Source organism: Proteus sp. FME41 (genome assembly GCF_014897315.1).
GTDB lineage: Bacteria > Pseudomonadota > Gammaproteobacteria > Enterobacterales > Enterobacteriaceae > Proteus.
On the sequence record NZ_JABUYL010000015.1, the window covers coordinates 71,943 to 97,459 of the forward strand.

The window sequence follows — 25,517 nt, forward strand, 5'->3', positions numbered from 1 at the left end:
ATTATGAAAACGAACCTAACATCAATAAATTATATTTTTCTGTAAAGTTATTAGGTGACTCCATTATGAAGTTGGTGGATTGACAATATTTGATTGTTATCAAATTTAATAGCCGAAATAAAATCTATTTTTTTAGACTGTGATGTTATTAACAATTGCTGTAAAACAATTATCATTAAAAGATGACGGAAAGGTTAAATAAAAAGAGATAAAGTAAAAAATACGAAAACAAATTATATTTACTATAGGTTAAGAGTGTTATTTTGATACAAAAAAGAATATCTCTTTTATTAAAATATTATTCAATAAATTATATTAAATGGTAATGAGAATGATTATTTTATGAGGTATCTAGATGATCCTTAAATATTATTTATTTATAGTAAATAAAGGTGAAGAGAATTATCCCACTTAAATTAAATGGGATAATTAACAAGAGAAATGGTTATTTTTAATCGTGAAAATAAGTCATATTTAACAGGATAAATATCGTAAAATGCCTTCTGCAGCCTCTCTTCCTTCCGCTATTGCTGTCACAACAAGATCAGAACCTCTTACGATATCACCACCAGCAAATACTTTAGGGTTTGTTGTTTGATTTGATATTTCAGGGTTATCTGAAATAATAATTCGCCCTGAAGGTGCATATTCAATATTATTTTCATCTAACCACGGATAATGAGCCGGTTTAAAGCCAAATGCGAGAATAACTGCATCAGCAGGTAATTCGTGTTCACTGCCTTCAATAGGAATTAATGTTTTATCATTTTGAGTTTTAATAACACGAATACTCACAACCTTATTTTGATTATCGACTTCAATATCCAGAGGTTGAAGGTTAAATAAAAATTCGCCCCCTTCTTCTTTGGCATTTTTCACTTCACGTTTTGAACCTGGCATATTGCTTTCATCGCGACGATAAACACAAGTAACTTTATTTGCACCTTGTCGAATGGCTGTACGGACACAGTCCATTGCCGTATCACCACCGCCTAATACCATGACATTTTTATCTTTAAGATCAATATAAGGTGTTTGGGGATCTTCGTTATACCCCATTAAATAACGAGTGTTGCCTATTAAATAAGGCAGAGCACTATAAACGCCATTTGCACTTTCATGGGTAAAATGGCCACGGAGACTGTGATAGGTGCCTAACCCAAGAAAAACAGCATCATATTGTGTTATCAGGGCATCTAGAGCGATATCTTTGCCTATTTCAGTATTAAGACAAAACTCAATGCCCATTTCACTAAATAATTCTCGACGTCGCACCATAAGTGATTTTTCGAGTTTAAAAGAGGGGATCCCAAACGTAAGTAAACCGCCAATTTCAGGATGTTTATCATAAACAACAGGTTTAACACCTTGTCGAATAAGGACATCAGCACAAGCAAGGCCAGCAGGGCCTGCACCAATAATGGCGACTTTTTTATCTATCATCGTGACATGAGAAAGGTCAGGACGCCATCCCTGAGCTAACGCGGTGTCATTGATGTAACGTTCAATATTACCAATAGTGACAGCACCAAAATCATCATTGAGTGTACAGGCTCCTTCACAAAGCCTATCTTGGGGGCAAACACGACCACAAATTTCAGGCAAGCTGTTAGTTTGATGAGAAAGCTCAGCGGCTTCAATAATGCGCCCTTCATTTGCTAGCTTTAGCCAGTTAGGGATGTAATTATGAACCGGACATTTCCATTCACAATATGGATTACCACAACCTAAACAGCGATCCGCTTGTGCTGAGGCTTGTTGCGATGAAAAGGCTTCGTAAATTTCGACAAATTCAATTTTACGGATAGCTAGAGGCTTTTTCGTCGGCTCAATACGATTTAAGTCGATAAACTGATACACATTCTGACTCATAATATTCTCCTATTGTGCCTGAACGCGTAATTCAGCGGATGAGCGACGGGGATGACCTAGCAATGCATTGACATCACTGGATTTAGGTTTGACCAATTTAAAGTGTTGTGACCAATATTCCCACTGAGAAAGTAACATTTCACCTTGTTGGGAGCCCGTTAATCTTACGTGATCTGCAATCATGCCTCGTAAATGTTCGGCTAGAATAGCAAAAGAGGTTACGGGAAGTAATTCAATCGATGAAGTATTGATACGTTGTGATAGTGTTGAATCTTCATCTAACAGATAGGCAAATCCCCCCGTCATTCCTGCGCCAAAGTTAATGCCTGTTTTACCCAGAATACAGACAATACCGCCCGTCATATATTCACAGCCGTTATCGCCGACACCTTCAACAACTGCAATCGCACCTGAGTTTCTGACGGCAAAACGTTCACCTGCTAAACCTGAAGCATACAGTTTTCCGCCTGTGGCACCATAAAGGCAAGTATTACCCATAATCGTAGCATGATGATTTTTAAAGGCGGAGCCAACTGGAGGGGAAATAACGATACATCCCCCAGCCATGCCTTTGCCGACATAGTCATTAGCGTCCCCTACTAAGGTTAATTCGACACCTTGCGCATTCCATACACCAAAGCTTTGACCTGCGGTGCCTGTAAAATAAAGTTTAATAGGGGTTGCAGATAAGCCATGATCGCCATATTTTTTGGCGATCATGCCTGATAATGTTGCGCCTACAGAGCGGTCTGTATTACGAATATTAAAATAGTATGATTGGCTTTTTTGTTGTTCAATTGCATCGTTAATTTGGGCAACAATACGCTGATTTAACTCGCCTTTATCATAAGTATGATTATTTTCCTGACAATAAAGGGCATTGCCTGATGGTGAAGTTGCTGTTTCTAACAATCCACCTAAAGAGAGTTTTTGCTGTTTACTCGTCACACCGTCTAAACAAGTAAGTAAATCAGTGCGACCGATCAAATCCGTGATTTTTCGTACTCCGAGTAACGCCATTAATTCGCGAGTTTCTTGCGCAATAAAACGGAAGTAGTTAATAACACGTTCTGGTAATCCGTGATAATGGTTACGACGAAGTGTTTCATCTTGGGTTGCAACACCCATTGCGCAATTATTTAAATGACAAATACGCAGGTATTTACACCCTAATGCCACCATGGGTCCAGTACCAAATCCAAAACTCTCTGCACCTAAAATCGCTGCTTTAATAATATCGAGACCTGTTTTTAATCCACCATCGACTTGCAAACGAATTTTATGGCGTAAATTATTTGCCACTAACGCTTGTTGAGTTTCAACTAAGCCTAATTCCCAAGGGCTACCGGCATATTTTACGGAAGTTAAAGGGCTTGCACCTGTGCCGCCGTCATAACCCGCAATAGTGATCAAGTCCGCATAAGCTTTAGCAACACCCGTAGCAATAGTACCCACACCAGGCTCTGATACTAGTTTTACAGAAATCAGTGCAGTGGGATTGATCTGTTTTAAGTCAAAAATAAGCTGAGCTAAATCTTCAATAGAGTAGATATCATGATGAGGTGGCGGTGATATTAGAGTGACACCGGGTACGGCATAGCGCAGTTGTGCAATATAAGGTGTTACTTTATCACCAGGCAGTTGTCCTCCTTCACCGGGTTTTGCGCCTTGCGCCACTTTAATTTGCAAAACATCCGCACTCATTAAATAAGAGGGGGTTACACCAAAACGGCCTGATGCAATCTGTTTAATTCGAGAGACTTTATTGGTGCCGTAGCGGGCAGGATCTTCGCCTCCTTCTCCTGAATTTGAAAATCCCCCTAAGGTATTCATGGCTTCAGCAAGTGCTTCATGGGCTTCTTGGCTTAACGCGCCAATTGACATGGCGGCGGTATCAAAACGTTTAAATAATTCGGTTTCAGGCTCGACTTCTTCAATTGAGATGGCTGCTGTCTTGTTATTAAGCACTAACATATCGCGCAATGTTGTTATTGGGCGTTGTTGCACAAGGCTTGCATAGTGTTGATAGTCTGCATATTCCCCGCTATTTACGGCTTTTTGTAATGCTTGAACGACATCTGGATTGTAGGCGTGATACTCCCCTTTATGGGCATATTTTAATACCCCTCCCGCCTCTAAAGGATAACGAGTTAACCAAGCTCGCTTTGATAGATTAAATAAATCATGCTCAAAATCGCTAAAATCAGCACCATTAATTCGATTATCAACACCTGAAAAACAGAGCTCGACAACGTTATCGTTTAATCCGACTGCTTCAAAAAGCTGAGAACAACGGTAAGACGCGACAGTTGAAATACCCATTTTGGACATAATTTTATACAGTCCTTTATTTATGCCATTACGGTAATTCAACATCACTTGAGCATAAGAGCCTTGCAGTATTTTTTTATCAACACGTTGAGCCAACGATTCATAAGCAAGATAAGGATAAATAGCCGTAGCACCAAATCCGAGCAGCACGGCGAAATGATGTGGATCACGGGCACTGGCCGTTTCGACAATAATATTGGCGTCACAACGTAAATTATTATCCACCAACGCTTTTTGCACTGCACCCACCGCCATAGGGGCAGGAATAGGTAGGCGTGCTTGAGTGATATTTCTGTCTGATAAAATCAGTAAAACAGCACCATTGCGGACTTCCTGTTGCGCTTTTACACATAATTGGCGCAGGGCTGTTTCTAGGTTACATTCTTTGGGTTGATATGTGATATCAAGATGAATAGCTTGGTAATAAGGACTTTCTTGATTAATGAGTTGTTGAAAATCGCTATAAAGCAATATCGGGGATTTAAAACTAAGTCGATGCGCTTGGCCTTCTGCTTCACAAAACACATTCATTTCACGCCCGATGCACGTTGCTAACGACATAACATGTGCTTCTCTTAATGAATCGATAGGCGGGTTAGTGACTTGCGCAAATTTTTGTCTGAAATAGTCATAAATAAGGCGAGGGCGTTGAGAAAGTACAGCAAATGGGGTGTCATCGCCCATAGAGCCAGTCGCTTCTTGCCCATTTTCTGCAAGCACATGCAAAATGCTTTCAAGCTCTTCTTGGCTATAGGCAAATTGTTTTTGATAAGTAGCTAATAAGGTGTCATCAAAGGCGCGTTGTCCTGTGGCTTGCTGCTCTGGCAACTCTTCAAACGGTGTTAAGCGTTTGACATTGCGCTCTAGCCATAGTTTATAAGGATGGCGTCTTTTTAAATCCTCATCGGTTTCGGCAGAGTGGAGAATACGTCCATGATGAGTATCGATAACCATTAGCTCACCAGGGCCAACACGCCCTTTTTCTAGCACTTCATCAGGCTGATAATCCCAAATGCCAATTTCAGAAGCACAAGTGATGATGTTATCTGTGGTGATAACGTAGCGAGCAGGACGTAAACCGTTTCTATCTAGCGTACACGCAGCATAACGACCATCTGATAACACAATACCTGCGGGACCATCCCAAGGCTCCATATGCATTGAGTTAAAATCAAAAAATGCCCGTAAGTCATCATCCATCTGTGGATTATTTTGCCATGCTGGTGGCACTAACAATCGCATTGCACGAACAATATCCATACCGCCATTAAGAAACAGCTCTAGCATATTGTCGAGTGAACTTGAATCTGAGCCACTTTCATTCACAAAAGGGGCGGCACTTTGTAGATCCGGAATAAGAGGCGTATGGAATTTATAGGCACGAGCTCTAGCCCATTGGCGATTGCCGGTAATGGTATTAATTTCACCGTTATGCGCTAAATAACGAAAAGGTTGTGCAAGAGGCCATCTGGGAGTGGTGTTAGTTGAAAAACGCTGGTGGAACAAACAAATTGAAGATTCCATGCGTAGATCAGCGAGATCGGTAAAAAAGCGTGGCAGATCGATTGCCATACAAAGGCCTTTATAAACCGTTACTAAATTAGAAAGGCTGCAAATATAAAAATCGCTGTCAGTAATGCGTTTCTCAATACGTCTACGGGCAACAAAGAGTCGTCGTTCAATATCATTAATCCGCCAACCTGCAGGGGCATTAATAAAAACTTGTTCAATTAAAGGGAGAGAGGAAAGGGCAATACTGCCTAGAATGTCTGTGTTAATCGGCACTTTACGCCATCCGACAATAGAAAGTGTTTCACGTTGCAGTTCTTCTTCAACAATATGGCGACATCGTGTGGCAATATTTAGGTTTTGGCTTAAAAACAGCATACCCACGGCGTAATTTTTCGTTAAATGCCAGCCATTTTCTTGCGCAACTAATTGAAAGAATCGCTCTGGTTTTTGTAAGAGTAATCCGCAACCATCACCCGTCTTACCATCAGAAAGAATAGCGCCACGATGTTGCATTCTGGCAAGGCCATGGATAGCATTTCTGACAATTTTATGGCTGGCTTGTCCTTCAATATGCGCGATTAACCCAAACCCACAATTGTCTTTTTCTTGTGTTTTTTGATAGAGCATTTTTTGCTTCCTACTTAGTTTACTGGGCACCTCAAAACAGAGCGCAAAAGGAACGTTTTGGCTCAAGGTATGTAGGTAAATTTATGGGTGCTCATTGGGTGATGTTGTGTTTGCCTAGCTTGGTGTGTTTTTTATATTGCTATGCAATGCCTTTTCAACTTATCGATAAATAAAAAAGAGGTCAATGTGTGAGGATATTTGACTGAGATAAATAAGATAAGAAATTTTTTATTTTAATTTATTGATTAATAACTTAATTATTCTATTTTAAAATAGAGTAAGGTCATTTTTTTAATGTGAGCTATATCACTTTATTTAAGTCATTTCGCTTTATCACATCCTTTAATGACAAGATTGGGTAGTGAGTTGTTCTGATGATTATGGTGAATTCAGTTTTTTGTTGTTTTTATACATTTTGTATAAAAAAAGACAAATTGCATTTTTTATAATAACGTCTATTTATCGTTGATATCGCTATCGTTTATGTCACTAGGTTTTATATTATTTTTATAAATACATATATCCGAGATGTCCTTGTTGAGAGAAAATAAACGCTTAAATCAAGTAAAATAATAAGAAATAACCTCTCTAAATACGATTTCTGAATGTTCGCCACTGCGCCAATTCATTTTTGGGTTATCATTCCATAGATTCAATATATTGGAGTTTTCAATGAAATTGCTCAAAGGGCTTGCCCAATACTACGTTGACTTAATGATGAGGCTAGGGCTGATCCGCTTCTCATTGTTGTTAGCTTCTGCATTAGTTGTTTTAGCGATGGTTGTTCAAATGGCCGTGACATTCTTGCTTGCAGGTGATGTCACCAGTATTGACCTTGTTCGCTCTATTTTCTTTGGGTTGATTATTACACCTTGGGCTGTCTATTTTCTTTCTGTTGTGGTTGAACAACTAGAAGAATCACGACGTCGTTTATCTCGTATGGTGGATAAACTCGGTGTGATGCGGCAACGAGACTTAGAGCTTAACTCTCAATTAAAAGAGAATATTGAGCAATTAAACTTGGAAATTCAAGAGCGTGAAAAAGTTGAAAAAGCGCACCTTGAACTGTTAGAAAAACTTAAAAGTGAAATGAAGCGTCGTGAATTGACGCAAATAGAACTTGAACAGCAATCTTCACTGTTGCGTTCATTCCTCGATGCCTCTCCTGATTTAGTTTATTACCGTAATGAAGATAATGAATTTTCAGGATGTAACCGCGCGACAGAATTACTGACAGGTAAAAGTGAGAAGCAACTCATTGGTTTAACGCCACTTGATGTGTACGACGAAGATATTGCGATAAAAGTAATGGAAACCGATGAAAAAGTCTTCCGCCACAATGTTTCGCTGACTTACGAGCAATGGTTAGTCTATCCAGATGGTCGTAAAGCCTGTTTTGAATTACGTAAAGTGCCTTTTTATGATCGCATTGGCAAACGTCATGGCCTCATGGGCTTTGGGCGTGACATTACAGAGCGTAAGCGCTATCAAGACGCGTTAGAGAATGCTAGCCGTGATAAAACCACCTTTATCTCAACAATAAGCCATGAGTTGCGTACACCGCTTAATGGCATTGTGGGATTAAGTCGTATTTTATTGGATACCGAACTTTCACCAGAGCAACTGAATTATTTAAAAACAATCCATGTGAGTGCCATTACGTTAGGTAATATTTTTAACGACGTGATTGAAATGGACAAAATTGAGCGTAGAAAAATTCAGTTAGATAACCAGCCTATTGACCTGACAGAATTTATTTCTGATTTAGAAAATCTTTATGGGTTACTAGCTCAGCCAAAAGGATTGAAGTTCACACTAGATGCAGAAGAAACTTTACCGCACAAAATTACCACTGATGGAACACGTTTACGTCAGATTTTATGGAATCTGATTGGTAATGCGGTGAAATTTACGCAAGAAGGTGAAATTAAAGTCCGTATTTGGCAAGAGTCCCCAGACAAGTTGTTCTTTGAAGTGAAAGACAGCGGCATTGGTATTCCTAAAAGTGAGCTTGAGAAGATTTTCGCCATGTACTATCAAGTAAACGATAGTCAAGGTGGCCGTTCTGCTACAGGAACAGGTATTGGACTTGCCGTCTCAAAACGCCTAGCACAGCATATGGGCGGTGATATTCATGTCGAGAGTGAGTTAGGTCAGGGGTCTGTCTTTACGCTCTCTATCGTCGCGCCTGTGATTGAAGAGCATTCTGATATTGAAAATGATGATGAATTCTTATTGCCCGCTTTAAATATTCTGTTGGTTGAGGATATTGAGCTTAATGTGATTGTTGCCTGCTCAGTTTTAGAAAAGTTGGGCAATACCGTTGATGTGGCAATGACAGGGCAAGAAGCGTTATCGATGTTTAAGCCTGATGAATATGATTTAGTGCTATTAGACATTCAATTACCTGATATGACAGGGTTCGATATCTCAAGAAAATTACGTCAAGAATTTGACAGTAACGAACTCCCCCCTCTTATCGCGCTAACCGCAAATGTGTTGAAAGACAAAAAAGAGTATTTAGATGCGGGAATGAATGATGTGTTGAGTAAACCGCTTTCTGTAGATGCACTAACCGCGATTATCAATAAATTCTGGGGAGATGGCGCAGTTTCTATGCCATGTAATGAGCCATCGGAATTGTTGAATAAAAATGAAGAATTATTAGATGTAGACATGCTAAATCAGTACATCGAACTTGTCGGACCTCAATTAATCGCAGATGGTTTGGATGTTTTTGAAAAGATGATGCCAAGTTATATGTCAGTCCTTGAATCTAACCTGACTGCACGTGATGAGAAGGGCATCACTGAGGAAGGACATAAAATCAAAGGGGCGGCGGGTTCTATCGGTTTAAAACATTTACAGCAACTCGCTAAACAGATTCAATCACCGGAATTACCAGCATGGTGGGACAATGTGCAAGAGTGGGTAGATGAACTAGAAAGAGCCTGGAGAAAGGATGTGGAAATTTTAAGAAACTGGTTGGCAGACGCTAGAAAAAAATAACCCCAACCGAAGGTTGGGGTGCGCGAATACTGCGCCAACACCAGGGAAACTTTTCTATCCGCTTTTTTTGATTCTCATTACATAGGCGAATAGGATGAAACTATTCCATACATGATACAAGCAACAAAATAGCAAAGATAAGTTTTTTTGTTACAAGAAACATTTAAATATGTGATGCGGATTGGTGTTTACACCTATAAATGGGTAACTAGTAATCTACTACAAAAGGAGAAAGATATGAAATCAATTGCGGTAATTTTAAGTGGCTGTGGTGTATTCGATGGGAGTGAAATTCATGAATCAGTGCTCACAATGCTTGCTTTAAGCCAAAATAATGCTGAAGTTCATTATTTCTCACCTAATGATTTACAACCAACTGTAATAAATCATATTACAGGTGAAGAGAAATCAGAAAAAAGAAATATGATGGAAGAATCTTCTCGTATTTCTCGTGGAAAAATATCCCCTTTATCAGATGCAAAGGCTGAAAGCTTCGATGCTGTCATTATTCCCGGTGGCTTTGGTGCAGCAAAGAATTTATGCAACTTTGCGACAAAAGGAAGTGAATGTGAAATTAACAAAGATCTCTTAAGATTTGTACAAGCGATGCATCAGCAGAAAAAACCGTTGGGATTAATATGTATCGCCCCTGTAATGTTACCAAAATTGTTAAATTCTCCAGTAAAATTAACAATTGGAAATGATGCTGACACAGCCCGTGCTATCGAAAAGATGGGGGGGATTCATATTGATTGCCCTGTTGATGATATTGTTGTTGATGAAAAATATCGTGTTGTTACCACACCTGCGTATATGCTTGCACAATCTATTGCACAAGCACAGATAGGTATTGAGAAACTGGTTAAGAAAGTCCTTGAAATGGCATAAAGTGCAGGTAAAACAGCAGATGGTACTGGTGAGAAAGTTAAAGAAACTATTAATTATTTTAATTGCTTTATGGCTGTTAATAGTTGTGCTGTTTTCTTTTTTACCGGTGCCTTTTTCTGCTGTTATGATCCAAAGACAAATTTCTGCTTGGAGTGAGTTTGATTTCTCTTATGTGTCTCATTCAACATGGGTGAGTGAAAAAGAGATAGCCCCTGTGATGTATTTAGCCGTTATTGCCTCGGAAGATCAAAATTTCCCTAAACATTGGGGCTTTGATTTTGATGCTATTGAGAAAGTTTTCAAAAAAAATCATAACAGTGGGAAAACATTACGAGGTGCATCGACAATTTCCCAACAGACGGTCAAAAACCTCTTTTTATGGGATGGTCGTAGTTGGATAAGAAAAGGGCTTGAAACTGGTATGACGCCCGTTGTCGAGCTTATCTGGTCAAAAAAACGTATTTTAACGGTGTATTTGAATATTGTTGAGTTTGGTGATGGTATTTTTGGAGTAGAGCAGGCTTCTCAACACTATTTCAGAAAGCCAGCCAAACAACTTACTCAGCAAGAAGCGGCATTATTAGCCGCTGTTTTGCCTAATCCACATATCTATCACGTTAATAAACCTTCTGCTTATGTCTTAAAACGGCAACAGTGGATCTTAAATCAAATGCGATTAATGGGCGGGATAACCTTTTTAAAGAAAAATGATTTGTCATAACTTTATAGAGTTTGAAATATTTTTCTGTCTGGCTCTGCAATTTTTTCTGACAACTTTGTTATCGCAGACGGATCGTTTGATTGACGAGACTGAACGCGAAATTGCGAAGGTGTCATACCGTATTTACGCTTAAACGCATCACAAAAATAGGCATTACTGCCAAAACCGCAGCGATGGCTGATTTGAAAAACAGAATAATTGGAGAACGTCAGATAATTTAAGGCGATCCCCATTCTGACATCCAGTAACAATTGGCAAAATGAGACACCTTCTTTATTTAAATGTCGGCGTAACGTTGAGGGTGTTGTAAAAAGTGTTTTTGCTACATCGTCTAAATGCCATTTACGCTGTGGATCTTGTGTAATAAGGTGGGTAATCGCCTGATTTTTAGGCTCATCATAATTAAATCGAAAGATATTTAAAATATCCACACCTTCTTGATACACCGCCATCAAAATAAAGAATAAACACTGTTGCATAAACATGGTTTCTTGAGAGGGAGAACCATGAGGGAGCGGTAGGCACTGTTTGAGTATGCTGAAGTTACTTTTCACCACCTCAGGTGTCGATAAGTGATAAGCCGGAATATGGCTCGTCAATGGTGAGGTCGATTTGATTAACGGCTTGAGTAAAGAAAAAACAGATTGAAGCTCTGTTTCACATAAGACCAGAGTATGTAATTCAATCGATTTATGTGTGAATTGGTTGACGATATCACAGGAAACTTGGCTATATTTAGGAATAATAAGGGTCAAGTGTGTTGTGACATCAATAGATTGCCCATTAATGCAAATTGTACCTTTGGCGCCACTAACCATCGCTATCATCGGGTTTTCGATATAGAACGTTTTTAACGATATCTGGTTAGAGGACAGAATGTGTTTGTATTCCATAATCTCCAATATACTGCAGGCAAGCTAAGCATCAATCTTGCTTAAATGAACAACGCTTAAAGTTAACTCATTTTGTTGTATAAACTTATAAGCTACATCTAGAATAATAAATAAAGAGGTTATTCTAGTAAAAAAATTAGCGCAGTCATGCAAAATGGCATGAGCGTGGCACAGAATATAATCCCGTTGATGAACGATGACAATATAGATATCTGCTCATTTTTTACATTTATTTTGAACAGTGTCATTTTTTCTAAATAAATTGCTATTTATTTAAAACGCATTTTTCGTTATAAGGTGTAGAATCGCGCGTCACAGACGAAGGGGATTATCCTGTTCTTAGGGTATCACGGTTTGTCTTTTATCCACACCCTACCCAACATTCATGAGCTTATTTTCTATTTGATTTTGAATGACACAATCTTATGGGTAGTGCTGTATATATTCACGTATTGTCCTCATTTTTTGATCATTTTGCCGATTGGCAGGAGTGAGTATGTCTGACTTTTCAGGGAAGGGTTGGCTTGCTGAAATAGTTTTACGTTACGAAGTAAAACGCGGGGTGACACGTCTTACCGAAAAACGCCACATCGGCCCATTAATGGTTCAGCGCCCTTTTTATCCTGAGCAAGGGATTGCACACACTTATTTGCTCCATCCTCCTGGTGGTGTAGTGGGTGGCGACAAACTATTCATTAATATTGATGTGCAATCTGAAGCACATGCATTGCTTACTACGCCAGGTGCAACAAAGTTTTATCGTAGTGCTCACCAAATACAAACATTAAAAGTTGCGTCTAATGGCTTTTTAGAGTGGCTTCCACAGGAAAATATCTTTTTCCCTGAGGCTCAGGTGCGCCTAGAAACACATATTCATATTGCATCTAATGCCAAATTTATTGGGTGGGAAATCCAATGTTTTGGTCGCCCTGTTTTAAATGAGTGGTTTGAAAACGGCAATATTAAAGGGCGCTTTAATTTTTACATTGATGAAAACTTAATATTAACAGAATCGCTTTTTGTCGATGGTTTACAAAAAAAAGCCGCTGCAATGCGTGAGTTTCCTATGCTGGGATCACTTTATATTTACCCAGCAACGGAAGAATTAAAAAACCTTATTCAGCAACGTGTTGAGTGTTTTTCATGTTCTCATGACGGAGTTATCGAATATGGTTTAACCGATGTAGACGGTATTGTTGTTTTACGGTTATTAGGCTCACAAACAGAGCCGATGATGGCGTGCTTTGTACAAGTTTGGCAAACCGTAAGAGAACACTGGTTAGGGTATTGCCCAGAGCCGCCTCGTATATGGGCGACATAATCGTTAATTTTAGGAGCAGAAATGGAATTAACACCAAGAGAGAAAGATAAATTACTGCTTTTTACAGCAGGCCTTGTTGCTGAAAGACGTTTAGCAAGAGGGCTTAAGCTTAATTATCCTGAAGCGGTTGCATTGATTAGTTGTGCCATTATGGAAGGTGCACGCGATGGGAAAACTGTCGCTCAATTAATGAGTGAAGGGCGTACTGTTTTAACCGCTGAGCAGGTGATGGAAGGCGTACCAGAAATGATAAAAGACATTCAAGTGGAATGCACATTTCCTGATGGTACAAAGCTTGTTTCTATTCATGACCCTATTGTATAGGTAACAACATGATACCCGGTGAAATTAGAGTTAACCAAGCGTTAGGCGATATTGAACTTAATGCTGGACGTGAGACAAAAACAATACAGGTTGCCAATCATGGCGATAGGCCTGTGCAAGTGGGTTCTCATTATCATTTTTATGAAGTAAATGACGCGTTGAAGTTTGAACGAGAAGGTACATTGGGCTTTCGTTTAAATATTCCTGCGGGTATGGCGGTTCGTTTTGAACCGGGCCAAAGCCGCACGGTTGAGTTAGTGGCTTTTGCAGGTAAACGTGAGATTTACGGTTTTCATGGCAAAGTGATGGGTAAATTGGAGAGTGAGAATAAATGAAAACGATCTCACGTCAAGCTTATGCAGATATGTTTGGGCCAACAACAGGCGATCGTCTGCGATTAGCAGATACTGAGCTTTTTCTGGAAATTGAAAAAGATTTCACTACTTATGGTGAAGAAGTCAAATTTGGTGGTGGTAAAGTTATTCGAGATGGCATGGGGCAAAGCCAAGTGGTGAATGCTGAGTGTGTTGATGTGCTTATCACTAACGCCATTATTTTAGACCACTGGGGAATTGTCAAAGCGGATATCGGTATTAAGGATGGCCGTATTGTCGGTATTGGTAAAGCGGGTAATCCGGATATCCAGCCTAATGTGGATATTGTGGTCGGGCCTGCAACAGAAGTTGTTGCAGGTGAAGGTAAAATTGTGACTGCGGGTGGCGTTGATACTCATATTCACTTTATTTGCCCTCAACAAGCTGAAGAAGGTTTAGTTTCAGGTGTTACCACGTTTATTGGCGGCGGAACGGGTCCTGTTGCTGGAACAAATGCAACTACCGTGACTCCCGGCATTTGGAATATGCACCGCATGTTAGAGGCTGTTGATGAGTTACCCATTAATGTGGGTTTATTTGGTAAAGGGTGTGTCAGCAAACCCGAAGCGATCCGTGAACAAATCGAAGCGGGTGCTATCGGTCTAAAAATTCATGAAGACTGGGGCGCAACCCCAATGGCGATTCACAATTGCCTTAATGTCGCAGATGAAATGGACGTGCAAGTTGCTATTCACTCTGACACCTTGAATGAAGGTGGTTTTTATGAAGAAACAGTGAAAGCCATTGCGGGGCGTGTGATCCACGTTTTCCATACTGAAGGCGCTGGTGGTGGGCATGCACCTGATGTCATTAAATCGGTTGGTGAACCCAATATTCTGCCTGCCTCAACCAATCCAACTATGCCTTACACCATTAATACGGTAGATGAGCATCTTGATATGTTGATGGTTTGCCATCACCTTGATCCTTCTATTCCTGAAGACGTGGCTTTTGCTGAATCTCGTATTCGTCGTGAAACCATTGCTGCGGAAGATATCTTACATGATATGGGCGCGATTTCTGTTATGTCGTCAGACTCACAGGCAATGGGACGCGTAGGTGAAGTTATTCTTCGTACTTGGCAATGTGCGCACAAAATGAAATTGCAGCGCGGCATATTAGAAGGTGATACCGCTGAAAGTGATAACCATCGTATTAAACGTTATGTGGCGAAATACACTATCAATCCTGCTTTAGCCCACGGTATTGCACACGAAGTCGGTTCTATTGAGAAAGGTAAATTAGCGGATCTGGTTTTATGGGATCCGGCTTTCTTTGGGGTGAAGCCAGCGCTGATCATGAAAGGTGGAATGGTTGCTTATGCGCCAATGGGCGACATTAACGCGGCTATTCCCACACCTCAGCCTGTGCATTATCGCCCAATGTATGCCTGTTTAGGTAAAGCAAAATACCAAACATCGATGATATTTATGTCGAAAGCGGGCATTGAAGCCGGTGTGCCTGAAACGCTGGGCTTAAAGAGCTTAATTGGTCGTGTTCAAGGTTGTCGTAGCGTCACAAAAGCATCGATGATCCACAATAGTTATGTGCCTCATATTGAGCTTGATCCACAAACGTATATTGTCAAAGCTGATGGCGTGCCATTAGTGTGTGAACCTGCGACACAATTACCGATGGCACAACGCTATTTCCTCTTTTGATCCATGTTTACCGAGAAAGTAGAGAATGAAAAGATTTACTCAAATTATAGATAAAGAGAAAGCGCTTGAAATAGCAATGTCAGAAAAACAAGCCCTTACCTTATGTTTAACCATGGATGAAAGAACCAAAAGCCGCTTAAAAGTCACATTAAGTGATGGGCAAGAGGCGGGACTTTTTTTACCTCGTGGCACCGTGTTAAAAGAAGGTGATATTTTACTGTCAGAAGATAATACGCTAGTCACAATTGAAGCTGCAAAAGAGCAAGTTTCTACAGTGTATAGCGAAGATCCTTTGTTATTAGCTCGCGTGTGTTACCACTTGGGTAATCGCCATGTTCCATTGCAAATCGAAGCGGGTTGGTGTCGCTATTTTCATGATCATGTTTTAGATGATATGGCGAGAGGCCTAGGTGCAAATGTAGTTATCGGGTTAGAGAAATATCAGCCTGAGCCAGGCGCTTATGGGGGATCGTCAGGGGGGCATCATCACCATCATGATCATGACGATCACCATCACCATCATCACTCATTATCTGATTAAAGGAGCCTATTGATGCTTGCAGATCTACGCTTATATCAATTAGTCAGTCCTTCTTTACCAGTAGGATCGTTTACTTACTCTCAAGGGTTGGAGTGGGCGATTGAAAAAGGGTGGGTTTGTTGTCCTCAAACATTAACGGATTGGCTAAGTACCCAAATGATGGGCACGTTAGCAACGTTAGAGCTTCCTATATTACGGCGATTACAAGAAAGTTTGGCACAAGTAAAAATGAGTGAAGTGAAGTACTGGTGTGATTTTATTGTCGCAAGTCGTGAAACGAAAGAGTTAAGACAAGAAGAACGCCAACGAGGAATTGCTTTCGCTCGTTTACTCCCTCAGTTAGGTATTGAGTTAGATGAAACTTTACAAGTGTGTGTAAAACAGACTCAGCTTATGGCATTTGCATTAGCGGCGGTGAAATGGGGAATTTCCTCTGAAAAACTGTGTTGTGCTTATGCTTGGGGTTGGCTTGAAAATACGGTGATGTCAGGGGTAAAGATAATTCCTTTGGGGCAAAGTGCAGGACAAAAAATATTGTTTACATTAGCGGAGCAGATCCCCGCAATTGTTGAGCAATCAGCACATTGGCCAACGGATGATATTGGGAGTTTTACACCTGCACAAATCATTGCCAGTAGTCGCCATGAAACACAATACACTCGACTTTTTCGTTCATGAGAAATCTATATGCAAGAATATAATCAACCACTCCGTATTGGTGTTGGTGGCCCTGTTGGATCAGGAAAAACGGCACTGTTAGAAGTTCTTTGTAAAGCAATGCGCGACACCTATGAAATCGCGGTTGTGACTAATGATATTTATACTCAAGAAGATGCCAAGATCTTAACGCGTGCTGAGGCATTAGATGCGGATCGTATTATTGGTGTTGAAACGGGCGGTTGTCCTCATACTGCTATTCGTGAAGATGCATCAATGAACCTTGCCGCGGTTGAAGAATTAGCAATGCGCCACAAAAATCTTGATATCGTTTTTGTGGAAAGTGGTGGTGATAACTTAAGTGCGACATTTAGCCCAGAGCTTGCTGATTTAACCATTTATGTGATTGATGTGGCTGAAGGGGAAAAAATTCCACGTAAAGGTGGTCCCGGTATTACACACTCAGATCTATTAGTCATTAATAAAATCGATCTGGCACCTTATGTTGGCGCATCATTAGAAGTGATGGAAGCAGACACAGCAAGAATGCGTCCAGTAAAACCTTATGTTTTCACAAACTTAAAAGAAAAGGTGGGTTTAGAAACCATTATCGATTTTATCATTGATAAAGGCATGCTAAGACGCTAACAGTTTGTTTTAATAAAGGTATGGGATAAACTGACAGTATCGGTCATTTAGTCATAAAGACAGATACTGTCAGGATAATACAGATATGATATCAACGTGTGAGATTAATTAAGATAAGTAAATGCCGTTGTAACTTTAACTACACCTTTGGTTTCACTGGCAATTTTCGCAACCGCGGCCCCTTCTTGGCGAGTCAAAATACCAAATAAGAACACTTCACCATTTTCAGTGATCACTTTGACAGAAGATGATTTTACGGAATCACTGCCTAAAATTTGTGAGCGTACTTTGGTTGTTAGCCATGTATCTGAAGATGCGGTGCCTAATGTTACTGGCTCACCTTGACGCACTTCGTTGTAGACGTTATTCACCCCTTCAACTTTACTGGCGACTTGTTTTGCTGTATTGGCAACGGACATATCAGGGCTTTGACCAGTTAACAAGATATTGCCTTGATACGCGGTAGCCACAATCCGTGAATTACTTTTTTTGACTTGTTCGTTTTTGTTTAGAGCACCAGAAACTCGTGCTTCCAATGTACCATCATCAACTTGTTGCCCTAATGAGCGAGGATCGGTTGCGGTCTTGCCTGCCACTGCAGCAGTACCAACAACGGCGGCGCCGATACAACCTTGCAGTAAAAGTGCAGAACACAGCACTGCGGCGATAGGAAGCAATTTCATAGTAACTCCTTAGTCATCCTGATGTGGGAATAATGTATTATCAATTAAATCGCAGAGGCAATTGACCGTTAGCATCTGAACTTCCTGTATTCTGACGGTACGTTGAGAGGGGATACGGATCTCAACATCTTGTGGGCCTAATAATCCAGCAAGTTCTCCGCCATCATAGCCCGTGAGCGCAACAATGGTCATATCTCGTGTAACAGCGGCTTCAACGGCTTTTATAATGCTTCTGCTGTTACCATGTGTCGAAATGGCGAGTAGTACATCTCCAGCTTGTCCTAATGCACGCACTTGTTTAGCATAGATTTCATCGTGCTGCTGATTCCCCATAATTGCAGTCATCACAACGCTATCTGTGTTTAACGATAATGCAGGCAAGCTTGGGCGCTCAGTTTCAAAACGATGGATCATGCTGGCGGCAAATCGTTGAGCCGTTGCGGCTGAGCTACCGTTTCCACAGCTTAATATTTTATGTCCGTTTAACAAAGATTGAACCATCATCATGGCGGCTCGGGAAATGGCATCGGGTAATGCTTCTGCTGCCGCAATTTGAGTTTGGATACTCTCTGTAAAGCAGACTTTGATTCTATCAAGCACGTTAAGACCTATATAATCTAATTTAACGAATAAATTCCGTATAATCGAGAATGTTTTTTAACCATACTAACTGGCGTTGATTAAATGCACAAATATCAAAGCGACAGTCTGATGTCTCGATACTTTCTTGGCGTTGTGCTAACCAGCACTTTGCAGCACGCCATAGACGACGTCGTTTTGGGTAGGTAATAGAGCTTATCGCATCACCAAATAGGGCACTACGCCTAAAACGAACCTCAACAAATACCCATGTCTTGTTTTCCTGCATAATAAGATCAATTTCTCCGCAGGGATATCGGACATTACGCTCAATTAATACTAATCCTTGTTGGTATAAATATTTTAGCGCTTTTTGCTCATAGTACAGCCCTATAAAGTAAGGGCTTTTAGAAAAAATCATCCATGATTTCCTTCTGTTATCAATGATAAATAAACCGCCTTTATTGAAGTGAATTCTTAATGGTTGGGTATCCAACTTTTAAGGAACGCTTCATTGACGGCGGTTTTTTGATATTCACTGACTGCGTATATTACTGTGTTACAGGCTCAATTTTACCTTGTTTAAATTGCATCCAAGGAAGTTGACGGTACACTGTACAGTTGTCTTCAACACGTAATGAACCTGAAATACCATTAAAACGTAATGTCCCTTTTGTGAGATCATTGTAATTGTTTGCTAGTGACCATGCATCAATTCCCATGGCATAAAGACGCATTAATGAGTAATCGTTCGCAAATTTGCTTGATGCTTTTTGCATTAGTGGCAAGTTAGCGCCTGTCATTAATGGAATATCACTAAATTGGATACCATCCATTTCCATACGGAAATCAGGGCCTGTTCCCCCTTGATTACTGCGTGAACTGACGTAGATAGGCGGACGTTTTTTCGTACTAATTGCCATATCAATCATAGGTTTGATTAAGGTTAATTCATCGCTGGTGGCAATGATATAAACCGAATCAATAGCACCGCCCACTGACGGAATAGATTGAGTTTCTAATGGTAGAGGTGCGTTGGCGGTTGGTAAAACAGGTGTTCCTGTCATACGAATTCCCACACCACGATTAATTGATGCTTTTAAGCTGTCTAATGAGCTAAAGGTTTGTTGTAAAACAGTGCCGCCACCCGTACGTTGCCATTCATCAGCAAAAGTTTGCGCCATTCTTTGACCAAATTTATTATCTGGAACAAGAATTAATGGGTTGGATTTTTGTTGCTGGCGTAAATGCTGTGCGGCATTACGAGTTTCATCTTCTGGTGAAAGTGAAAAGAAGCAAACCGTTGTTGCAGAAGGAATCGCATCTAACTCATTTAATGCGAGTACAGGTAAGCCACTTTGAAGTTCAATGGTTTTCATGACTTCAGGTTTGAGTAATGGCCCTACAATTAAGCTAGCGCCGTCTTGTTGTACTTGTTTCAGCAAAACATCCATAGATTGGCTATTGGTATCATAAACAATCACCTGACGTGCATTTTTAGCGACAGGATCTAAGCGCAGTGTAGTGTTACCTGAAAATGCAGAACTCTCTTTTTCTTTATCTTGAGTCGTTTCAGTTTTTTCAGTTGTTTCTTGTGCGGTATCCGTTGTCGGTGTTTCAGTATTTTTGATGCCTAATTCTTCTAAAATTGAAGCAAGGCTGTCATCATTTTTAGGCGGTTCTGGTTCAGGCATTGCTTGAGGTTGTGGTAAACCACTTTGCGCATCAAGGAAGCCTTGGCGAATGGCCTCTCCAAATACTTTGGCTTGCCCTGTTAAAGGTAACAATAATGCGATTTGGCTGCTTGCGCTGACAGAAGGTTGAGAAAGGCGTAATAATGATGCAGGGAGTGTTAACGCCGCAGGGTTACGAGGATAGCGAGTTTGCCATTCTCTAACCGCTTTAGATAACTTATCCGCATCATCTTTGTTGTATTCATAGGTGTTGAGTAAGTCTAACCAACCTTGCAGGGTGTTTTCATCCGCTTTGATAACAGCGCTATTGCGTTGTTCTGGCGTGAGTTTTGTTAATGTGAGCCAGGTATCATCAATATTTTTCTGATGCAGTTCAGGATCAGTAATTAACGTTTCTAACCCAATATAGGCTCTGATCACGTCTAAAGACGCCAGCCCTTGAGCTTCATCAATCACTTTTTGAAATTGTTTCATCTCCATTTCTGCTTTTGCAGCGGGAGTGAGTGGTTGTTCTTGTTGCCCCGTCAGGGTACAACCTGACATAATCAACGCAGAGAGTATCGCAGTATAGGATAAACCTGTTTTAAAACGCACAAAAATTGAGGAAAGCATACTGTACCCAGTGATGTTTTATAATTATGCTCAATTTCAAATCGGTCATTCGGAATAAACAATGAATCAACCTAATCGAGCAGCGGTAACGACATCCACACTGTACATAGTACCCACACCTATTGGTAATCTGGGCGATATCACCCAGCGGGCACTTGATGTGCTGTCTCATGTCGATTTAATTGCTGCAGAAGATACCCGTCATACAGGGCTTCTATTACAGCACTTTGCCATTAACGCACGTTTGTTTGCGTTACATGATCATAATGAACAGCAAAAAGCAGATCAATTAATTAGCAAATTACAACAGGGGCTAAGTATCGCATTAGTCTCTGATGCAGGTACACCATTAATTAACGATCCTGGCTATCATTTAGTCAATCAATGCCGCAAAAATGGCATAAATGTCGTGCCATTACCTGGGGCTTGTGCCGCTATTACGGCACTTTCTGCCGCTGGACTTCCTTCTGACCGTTTTTGTTATGAAGGTTTTTTACCAGCAAAAACAAAAAGTCGTCAGGATTGTTTGCGTGAATTATCAGAAGAGCCTCGTACTTTGATTTTTTATGAATCAACGCATCGGTTGTTAGATAGTTTAGCTGATATGGTGACAGTTTGGGGGGAAGATCGCTATGTTGTATTAGCGAGAGAGCTCACAAAAACGTGGGAAACTATTCAAGGTATGCCTGTAGGTGAATTACTTAAATGGGTACTTGAAGATGAAAATCGCCGTAAAGGTGAAATGGTGTTAATTGTTGAGGGTTATGAAAAGCCCGTTGATGACCATTTTGACCCCGAAGTGCTACGAACATTGGCGATTTTACAAAAAGAGTTACCGTTGAAAAAAGCGGCTGCAGTGACGGCTGAAATTTACGGTGTGAAAAAAAACGCACTTTATAAACACGTTATTGAGCAAAATGGTGAAGCTCAAGACGAGTAAAGTGATTTTTTAGCTTCTTTTGCTATACATTTTCAATCAGAATCCCTATAATCCGCACCCTGAGTTGACTAGACAACCGCTGCTTTATCGTTGCCCTTTTGGGGGGACAGATAGAGGGGAGGAAAGTCCGGGCTCCACAGGGCAGGGTGCCAGATAACGTCTGGGAGGCGCGAGCCTACGACAAGTGCAGCAGAGAGTAAACCGCCGATGGCCTGTTTACAGGATCAGGTAAGGGTGAAAGGGTGCGGTAAGAGCGCACCGCACAGCTGGTAACAGTTTGTGGCAAGGTAAACTCCACCCGGAGCAAGACCAAATAGGGGTTCTTATGGTGCGGCCCGCATTGAACCCGGGTAGGTTGCTGGAGCCAGCGCGCAAGTTCTGGCCTAGATGAATGGTTGTCCACGACAGAACCCGGCTTAACGGTCAACTCACCTCATAAAAAACCCTCGATTCACATTGTGTTTCGAGGGTTTTCTACTTTTAGTCCATTCTAAACGTATTATCACGAAATAATATCAATAAATAAGCCACGAAAATCAGCCGAGCTTTTTAACGTGATGCTGTGGCTATCTTGAACAAAAGCCCCATCGCCACACTGAATTTGTCCATTCTCTTGTGTTGAGGTTTGCAAATAGGTGCTGCCTTTTATAGATTGCAGGTAACCTTTTTGTCCTTTTAATGGCAGTGTAATTTCATCGCCAGCATGCAAATGAATATGATAGAGCCAAATAGTTTGCCTTAACATTAACGAACCATCATCACCCGTAGGTGAAGCTAATAATTGATATTTTAAATTTTCATCTAATATCAATTTTTGTGAAGCTAAACTTTCTTGTTGTGGACACGCATTTAGCCACAACTGGATACGGGTTAATGGTGTATCTGGACTGCTATTTTTCTCAATATAGGTTTCGGTATTATGGGGTGAAATAAGTAAGCACTCATTTTCTTTTGCTGTGACTGTTCGTCCCATATTATCAAGGTATGTTGCTTCCCCTTGCAGAATAAGATTAACCACATCAACGTGAGGATAAGTCTTTGCTTTAAATTCTGAATTTGGGGCAAGCACTTCTTGGTTAAGAACTCTTAGCGTGCCATAGTCTAAAAAATGAGGGTCAAAATAGTGGCCAAAGGAAAATGTGTAGCGAGCTTGTAGCCAACCATAATCCGCTTTACCACACTGTTGTGCTGTTCTGTATTTTATCATGGCGGTATTTTTCGAGTAGATTATCAATATATTTATCATAGAGGTATGGACTGTCTATTGTTAGCAAGTTAATCTGGTGCCTATAATCAAATTATTTGATAGAGATAAGTATAATGAGTAAAGACAAAGCCATTACGTTGGAATCTTTACGAGTGATGGATGCCATTGATCGTAGAGGAAGTTTTGCAGCAGCGGCTGATGAACTAAACCGAGTTCCATCGGCACTCAGTTATACCATGCAAAAATTAGAAGAAGATTTAGATGTCGTCCTTTTTGACCGTTCTGGTCATAGAACAAAATTTACCAATGTCGGCAGAATGCTTCTTGATAGAGGGCGTATACTGCTTGAAGCGGCTGATAAACTAACGTCAGATGCTGAAGCCTTAGCAAGAGGTTGGGAGCCACATATCACCATCGTTTGTGAAGCACTGACCCCTGCATCTCGGCTCTTTCCGTTGGTCGATAAATTAGCTGAAAAATCCAATACGCAACTCTCTTTAGTAACAGAAGTCTTAGCGGGCGCTTGGGAAAGCTTAGAAAGCGGTAAATGTGATATTGTGATTTCACCGGATATGCATTTTCGTACCTCGTCTGAAATCAACTTTCGTCCTTTATACAATACCACTAGCGTTTACGTTGCCAGCCCAGATCACCCAATTCATAACGAACCAGAGCCATTAGCAGAAGAAACTCGCTTAAAATATCGGGGTATCGCGATTGCAGATACAGCAAGAGAACGCCCTGTATTGACAGTATTGCTGTTAGATAAACAGCGCCGTTTGACGGTCAGTTCTATTGAAGATAAACGCCGAGCATTAATTGCAGGTTTAGGTGTGGCGACAATGCCGATTGATTTAATTGAAGATGATATTAAAGAAGGGCGATTACGTGTTGTTGGCCCTGAATATCACCATGAAAATAATATTATTATGGCATGGCGCAGAGATAGCATGGGCGAAGCTAAATCGTGGTGTCTACGCGAGATCCCAAAACTCTTTGCAAACAATAAAAAGTAGTTTTTGTACTTAATAATGTTTCTGTTTTAGATATCGATAAAAATAGAGATGCTAATATTAGGCGGAAGTCTCCGCCTAATTAAAAACGGATCACTCCACTGCCACTAATACACAACCCTTTAAACAACCGCATTGCACTTTATGCCCTTCTAATGCGACAGGGATATTGTTTATTTTCATCATAGTATCTCCCTCAATAATTTTACCTTTTTGCTGACAAGCAGGGCAATAGACTTCATAGCCTAAGCAGGCAATTTCATGTGTTTGCTTTGCTAATAAAGAACCGCTTAATACGGTTCCTTTAGTATTGGTGGTATCATTTTTTAAAATGATTTTTCGTCCTTGGATTGAGCTACGCATTTTTTCTATTTTTAATTTTAAAAATTATTCTTTAATTAAGGAAAGTAATTTTTTATAATCTGGCTTTCCATCATATTCATCTGTTGTTTTCATAAAAACTTTCAAATCTACTATGCAAATTATCGAGAAAAACATTATGATTAGGTTTCACTAATAAAAAATTATTAATACAAAAAATCAGATGCTAATATAGTATTTTTACAAAGTTAAACATAAATATCTTCAAGAGGAATTTCTATATAAAAATCTTTTTCTAATGCTTGATAACTTTCTTCTCCATACATAGACTTCCACACAAAAATATAGAAATCACGTACAGTTATATTATCTGGTAATTTAACAAATGTTGGAGATTTGTCATAAGCACCTGCTAGTTTTTCATCTGAATAGTAAGTAATAGCATATTTCAAACTTTCCTTTATTCTTAATTTTACTTTATATGAAAATAAATTAAGCTCAGGAATAAGTACATTTTCAACAATAGAATAAATACTTTCTTTATTATTTAAATTTAAATTCAAATAATATTTATCAGTATTACAATCATCTCCTAACGGAGACCAAAAAATACGAATATAATAATAACCTATTTTTATTTTTTTCATTCTTTTTCCACTCCAAAAATACTATATAATTCTCCAGTTCGTTTATCAAAAGCGGCTCTAACTACAGAAGTCTCAAAATATTCACCATCTTTATTATACCCCTCCGCAACTACTCTCCCCATATTAAAATCAAACTTACCGCTTTTGTTTATTTCAGAATCATATAATTCATTAGCTTTTTCTATTGCTTCCCATTGATCTTTATAGTTTAAAAAACGTGTTGCAGCAACAACATTACCAAATTTAGCATCAGGAGTGTAACCTGTTTGAGTTCTGTATTTTTGTTGTTCTAAAGTAGTACCCGCTCCATGCCTTCTTAACCCATGTATATTATTAGCACCAAATTCCTCTTCGTATTTTTGAATTTTCTTTTTATATTCTTTACTCAAATACACATAAATTGCAGGTACATTTGCAATTGGAGTAATAAAAATAAAATCTC

At 39.9% G+C, this 25,517-nt stretch carries 23 protein-coding genes and 1 other RNA gene; 13 read left to right on the forward strand and 11 right to left on the reverse strand.

Translation table 11 applies throughout. From position 1 onward, the window contains the following. Window positions 1-474 precede the first annotated feature (474 nt). On the reverse strand, window positions 475-1,872 hold the full coding sequence (locus INT04_RS14245) for an FAD-dependent oxidoreductase (RefSeq protein ID WP_193016763.1): 1,398 nt from the start codon (window positions 1,870-1,872) through the stop codon (window positions 475-477). Window positions 1,873-1,881: 9 nt separating this feature from the next. Beyond that, window positions 1,882-6,342: a glutamate synthase large subunit gene (gltB, locus tag INT04_RS14250; protein WP_193016764.1), complete on the reverse strand. Its 4,461-nt coding sequence runs from the start codon at window positions 6,340-6,342 to the stop codon at window positions 1,882-1,884. Between the two features lie 672 nt (window positions 6,343-7,014). On the opposite strand from gltB, the gene arcB reads away from it, so the two are divergent. The 3 genes from arcB (at window position 7,015) to mtgA (ending at window position 10,960) form a co-directional block, all read left to right on the forward strand. Continuing rightward, on the forward strand, window positions 7,015-9,351 hold the full coding sequence (arcB, locus tag INT04_RS14255; protein ID WP_193016765.1) for an aerobic respiration two-component sensor histidine kinase ArcB: 2,337 nt from the start codon (window positions 7,015-7,017) through the stop codon (window positions 9,349-9,351). Window positions 9,352-9,588: 237 nt separating this feature from the next. Continuing rightward, window positions 9,589-10,239 (forward strand): isoprenoid biosynthesis glyoxalase ElbB, encoded by a 651-nt coding sequence (elbB, locus tag INT04_RS14260; RefSeq protein WP_193016766.1) that lies wholly within the window; start codon window positions 9,589-9,591, stop codon window positions 10,237-10,239. Between the two features lie 19 nt (window positions 10,240-10,258). Next, window positions 10,259-10,960, forward strand: a complete 702-nt coding sequence (gene mtgA / locus INT04_RS14265; protein WP_193016782.1) for a monofunctional biosynthetic peptidoglycan transglycosylase — start codon at window positions 10,259-10,261, stop codon at window positions 10,958-10,960. A 2-nt stretch (window positions 10,961-10,962) separates the two neighbouring features. Here mtgA and INT04_RS14270 read toward each other — a convergent pair whose 3' ends face one another. Continuing rightward, window positions 10,963-11,853 carry an AraC family transcriptional regulator gene (locus INT04_RS14270; protein WP_193016767.1) on the reverse strand — a complete coding sequence of 297 codons (891 nt, stop codon included), beginning with the start codon at window positions 11,851-11,853 and terminating at the stop codon, window positions 10,963-10,965. A 496-nt stretch (window positions 11,854-12,349) separates the two neighbouring features. Between INT04_RS14270 and INT04_RS14275 the strand changes: the two genes are divergently transcribed. From INT04_RS14275 to ureG, 7 genes are read left to right on the forward strand one after another with little or no spacing between them, the layout of a single operon-like run. Then, window positions 12,350-13,174, forward strand: coding sequence for an urease accessory protein UreD (locus tag INT04_RS14275; protein WP_193016768.1), 825 nt, complete (start codon window positions 12,350-12,352; stop codon window positions 13,172-13,174). A 21-nt stretch (window positions 13,175-13,195) separates the two neighbouring features. Continuing rightward, window positions 13,196-13,498: an urease subunit gamma gene (locus INT04_RS14280; RefSeq protein WP_004908484.1), complete on the forward strand. Its 303-nt coding sequence runs from the start codon at window positions 13,196-13,198 to the stop codon at window positions 13,496-13,498. Between the two features lie 8 nt (window positions 13,499-13,506). After that, the gene (locus INT04_RS14285; protein WP_193016769.1) at window positions 13,507-13,833 is read left to right on the forward strand and encodes an urease subunit beta; all 327 of its coding nucleotides are present in this window, start codon (window positions 13,507-13,509) and stop codon (window positions 13,831-13,833) included. After that, the gene (gene ureC, locus INT04_RS14290) at window positions 13,830-15,533 is read left to right on the forward strand and encodes an urease subunit alpha (protein ID WP_193016770.1); all 1,704 of its coding nucleotides are present in this window, start codon (window positions 13,830-13,832) and stop codon (window positions 15,531-15,533) included. Before INT04_RS14285 ends, ureC begins: the two co-directional genes overlap by 4 nt. Window positions 15,534-15,558: 25 nt before the next feature. After that, window positions 15,559-16,074, forward strand: coding sequence for an urease accessory protein UreE (gene ureE / locus INT04_RS14295; protein ID WP_193016771.1), 516 nt, complete (start codon window positions 15,559-15,561; stop codon window positions 16,072-16,074). Between the two features lie 12 nt (window positions 16,075-16,086). After that, window positions 16,087-16,752, forward strand: a complete 666-nt coding sequence (locus INT04_RS14300; RefSeq protein ID WP_193016772.1) for an urease accessory protein UreF — start codon at window positions 16,087-16,089, stop codon at window positions 16,750-16,752. Between the two features lie 9 nt (window positions 16,753-16,761). After that, the gene (gene ureG, locus INT04_RS14305) at window positions 16,762-17,379 is read left to right on the forward strand and encodes an urease accessory protein UreG (RefSeq protein WP_006535303.1); all 618 of its coding nucleotides are present in this window, start codon (window positions 16,762-16,764) and stop codon (window positions 17,377-17,379) included. Between the two features lie 104 nt (window positions 17,380-17,483). Here the strand turns inward: ureG and dolP are convergent, their stop codons facing one another. The 4 genes from dolP to INT04_RS14325 all read right to left on the reverse strand — a co-directional run bounded on the left by dolP (window position 17,484) and on the right by INT04_RS14325 (window position 20,947). After that, the gene (dolP, locus tag INT04_RS14310) at window positions 17,484-18,062 is read right to left on the reverse strand and encodes a division/outer membrane stress-associated lipid-binding lipoprotein (RefSeq protein ID WP_193016773.1); all 579 of its coding nucleotides are present in this window, start codon (window positions 18,060-18,062) and stop codon (window positions 17,484-17,486) included. Between the two features lie 9 nt (window positions 18,063-18,071). After that, a complete protein-coding gene (diaA, locus tag INT04_RS14315; RefSeq protein ID WP_004245257.1) occupies window positions 18,072-18,662 on the reverse strand; it encodes a DnaA initiator-associating protein DiaA in 591 nt (196 codons plus the stop codon). Between the two features lie 22 nt (window positions 18,663-18,684). Beyond that, window positions 18,685-19,062 carry a YraN family protein gene (locus tag INT04_RS14320; protein ID WP_193016774.1) on the reverse strand — a complete coding sequence of 126 codons (378 nt, stop codon included), beginning with the start codon at window positions 19,060-19,062 and terminating at the stop codon, window positions 18,685-18,687. Between the two features lie 130 nt (window positions 19,063-19,192). Beyond that, window positions 19,193-20,947, reverse strand: coding sequence for a penicillin-binding protein activator (locus INT04_RS14325; RefSeq protein WP_193016775.1), 1,755 nt, complete (start codon window positions 20,945-20,947; stop codon window positions 19,193-19,195). A 61-nt stretch (window positions 20,948-21,008) separates the two neighbouring features. Here INT04_RS14325 and rsmI point away from each other — a divergent pair, with 61 nt between their 5' ends. Both rsmI and rnpB read left to right on the forward strand, forming a co-directional pair. Further along, window positions 21,009-21,887 (forward strand): 16S rRNA (cytidine(1402)-2'-O)-methyltransferase, encoded by an 879-nt coding sequence (gene rsmI, locus INT04_RS14330; protein ID WP_193016776.1) that lies wholly within the window; start codon window positions 21,009-21,011, stop codon window positions 21,885-21,887. Window positions 21,888-21,947: 60 nt separating this feature from the next. Further along, window positions 21,948-22,322, forward strand: an RNA gene (gene rnpB / locus INT04_RS14335) — RNase P RNA component class A. A 67-nt stretch (window positions 22,323-22,389) separates the two neighbouring features. Here the strand turns inward: rnpB and INT04_RS14340 are convergent. Next, complete coding sequence (locus INT04_RS14340) at window positions 22,390-23,094, reverse strand: pirin family protein (RefSeq protein WP_193016777.1); 705 nt, start codon at window positions 23,092-23,094, stop codon at window positions 22,390-22,392. Window positions 23,095-23,207: 113 nt separating this feature from the next. Between INT04_RS14340 and INT04_RS14345 the strand changes: the two genes are divergently transcribed. After that, entirely contained in the window at window positions 23,208-24,110 is a 903-nt protein-coding gene (locus INT04_RS14345) for a LysR family transcriptional regulator (protein ID WP_023582840.1), read from the forward strand. Window positions 24,111-24,200: 90 nt separating this feature from the next. Here the strand turns inward: INT04_RS14345 and INT04_RS14350 are convergent, their stop codons facing one another. From INT04_RS14350 to INT04_RS14360, 3 genes are all read right to left on the reverse strand, one after another. After that, complete coding sequence (locus INT04_RS14350; RefSeq protein ID WP_193016778.1) at window positions 24,201-24,470, reverse strand: PAAR domain-containing protein; 270 nt, start codon at window positions 24,468-24,470, stop codon at window positions 24,201-24,203. A gap of 206 nt (window positions 24,471-24,676) precedes the next feature. Then, complete coding sequence (locus INT04_RS14355; protein WP_193016779.1) at window positions 24,677-25,075, reverse strand: hypothetical protein; 399 nt, start codon at window positions 25,073-25,075, stop codon at window positions 24,677-24,679. Next, the coding region (locus tag INT04_RS14360) for a hypothetical protein (protein ID WP_226894119.1) at window positions 25,072-25,517 on the reverse strand (446 nt) is incomplete at its 5' end. The genes INT04_RS14355 and INT04_RS14360, both read right to left, overlap by 4 nt.

Bases quoted from the DNA above. Each gene is read 5' to 3' on its own strand.
- INT04_RS14340 (WP_193016777.1), bottom strand. From the start codon at position 23,094: ATGATAAAATACAGAACAGCACAACAGTGTGGTAAAGCGGATTATGGT.
- INT04_RS14285 (WP_193016769.1), top strand. From the start codon at position 13,507: ATGATACCCGGTGAAATTAGAGTTAACCAAGCGTTAGGCGATATTGAA.
- arcB (WP_193016765.1), top strand. From the start codon at position 7,015: ATGAAATTGCTCAAAGGGCTTGCCCAATACTACGTTGACTTAATGATG.
- INT04_RS14300 (WP_193016772.1), top strand. From the start codon at position 16,087: ATGCTTGCAGATCTACGCTTATATCAATTAGTCAGTCCTTCTTTACCA.
- INT04_RS14325 (WP_193016775.1), bottom strand. From the start codon at position 20,947: ATGCTTTCCTCAATTTTTGTGCGTTTTAAAACAGGTTTATCCTATACT.
- elbB (WP_193016766.1), top strand. From the start codon at position 9,589: ATGAAATCAATTGCGGTAATTTTAAGTGGCTGTGGTGTATTCGATGGG.
- rsmI (WP_193016776.1), top strand. From the start codon at position 21,009: ATGAATCAACCTAATCGAGCAGCGGTAACGACATCCACACTGTACATA.
- mtgA (WP_193016782.1), top strand. From the start codon at position 10,259: ATGGTACTGGTGAGAAAGTTAAAGAAACTATTAATTATTTTAATTGCT.
- ureE (WP_193016771.1), top strand. From the start codon at position 15,559: ATGAAAAGATTTACTCAAATTATAGATAAAGAGAAAGCGCTTGAAATA.
- ureG (WP_006535303.1), top strand. From the start codon at position 16,762: ATGCAAGAATATAATCAACCACTCCGTATTGGTGTTGGTGGCCCTGTT.
- gltB (WP_193016764.1), bottom strand. From the start codon at position 6,342: ATGCTCTATCAAAAAACACAAGAAAAAGACAATTGTGGGTTTGGGTTA.
- INT04_RS14320 (WP_193016774.1), bottom strand. From the start codon at position 19,062: ATGATTTTTTCTAAAAGCCCTTACTTTATAGGGCTGTACTATGAGCAA.
- INT04_RS14345 (WP_023582840.1), top strand. From the start codon at position 23,208: ATGAGTAAAGACAAAGCCATTACGTTGGAATCTTTACGAGTGATGGAT.
- INT04_RS14270 (WP_193016767.1), bottom strand. From the start codon at position 11,853: ATGGAATACAAACACATTCTGTCCTCTAACCAGATATCGTTAAAAACG.
- INT04_RS14280 (WP_004908484.1), top strand. From the start codon at position 13,196: ATGGAATTAACACCAAGAGAGAAAGATAAATTACTGCTTTTTACAGCA.
- dolP (WP_193016773.1), bottom strand. From the start codon at position 18,062: ATGAAATTGCTTCCTATCGCCGCAGTGCTGTGTTCTGCACTTTTACTG.
- INT04_RS14275 (WP_193016768.1), top strand. From the start codon at position 12,350: ATGTCTGACTTTTCAGGGAAGGGTTGGCTTGCTGAAATAGTTTTACGT.
- INT04_RS14350 (WP_193016778.1), bottom strand. From the start codon at position 24,470: ATGCGTAGCTCAATCCAAGGACGAAAAATCATTTTAAAAAATGATACC.
- INT04_RS14245 (WP_193016763.1), bottom strand. From the start codon at position 1,872: ATGAGTCAGAATGTGTATCAGTTTATCGACTTAAATCGTATTGAGCCG.
- INT04_RS14355 (WP_193016779.1), bottom strand. From the start codon at position 25,075: ATGAAAAAAATAAAAATAGGTTATTATTATATTCGTATTTTTTGGTCT.
- ureC (WP_193016770.1), top strand. From the start codon at position 13,830: ATGAAAACGATCTCACGTCAAGCTTATGCAGATATGTTTGGGCCAACA.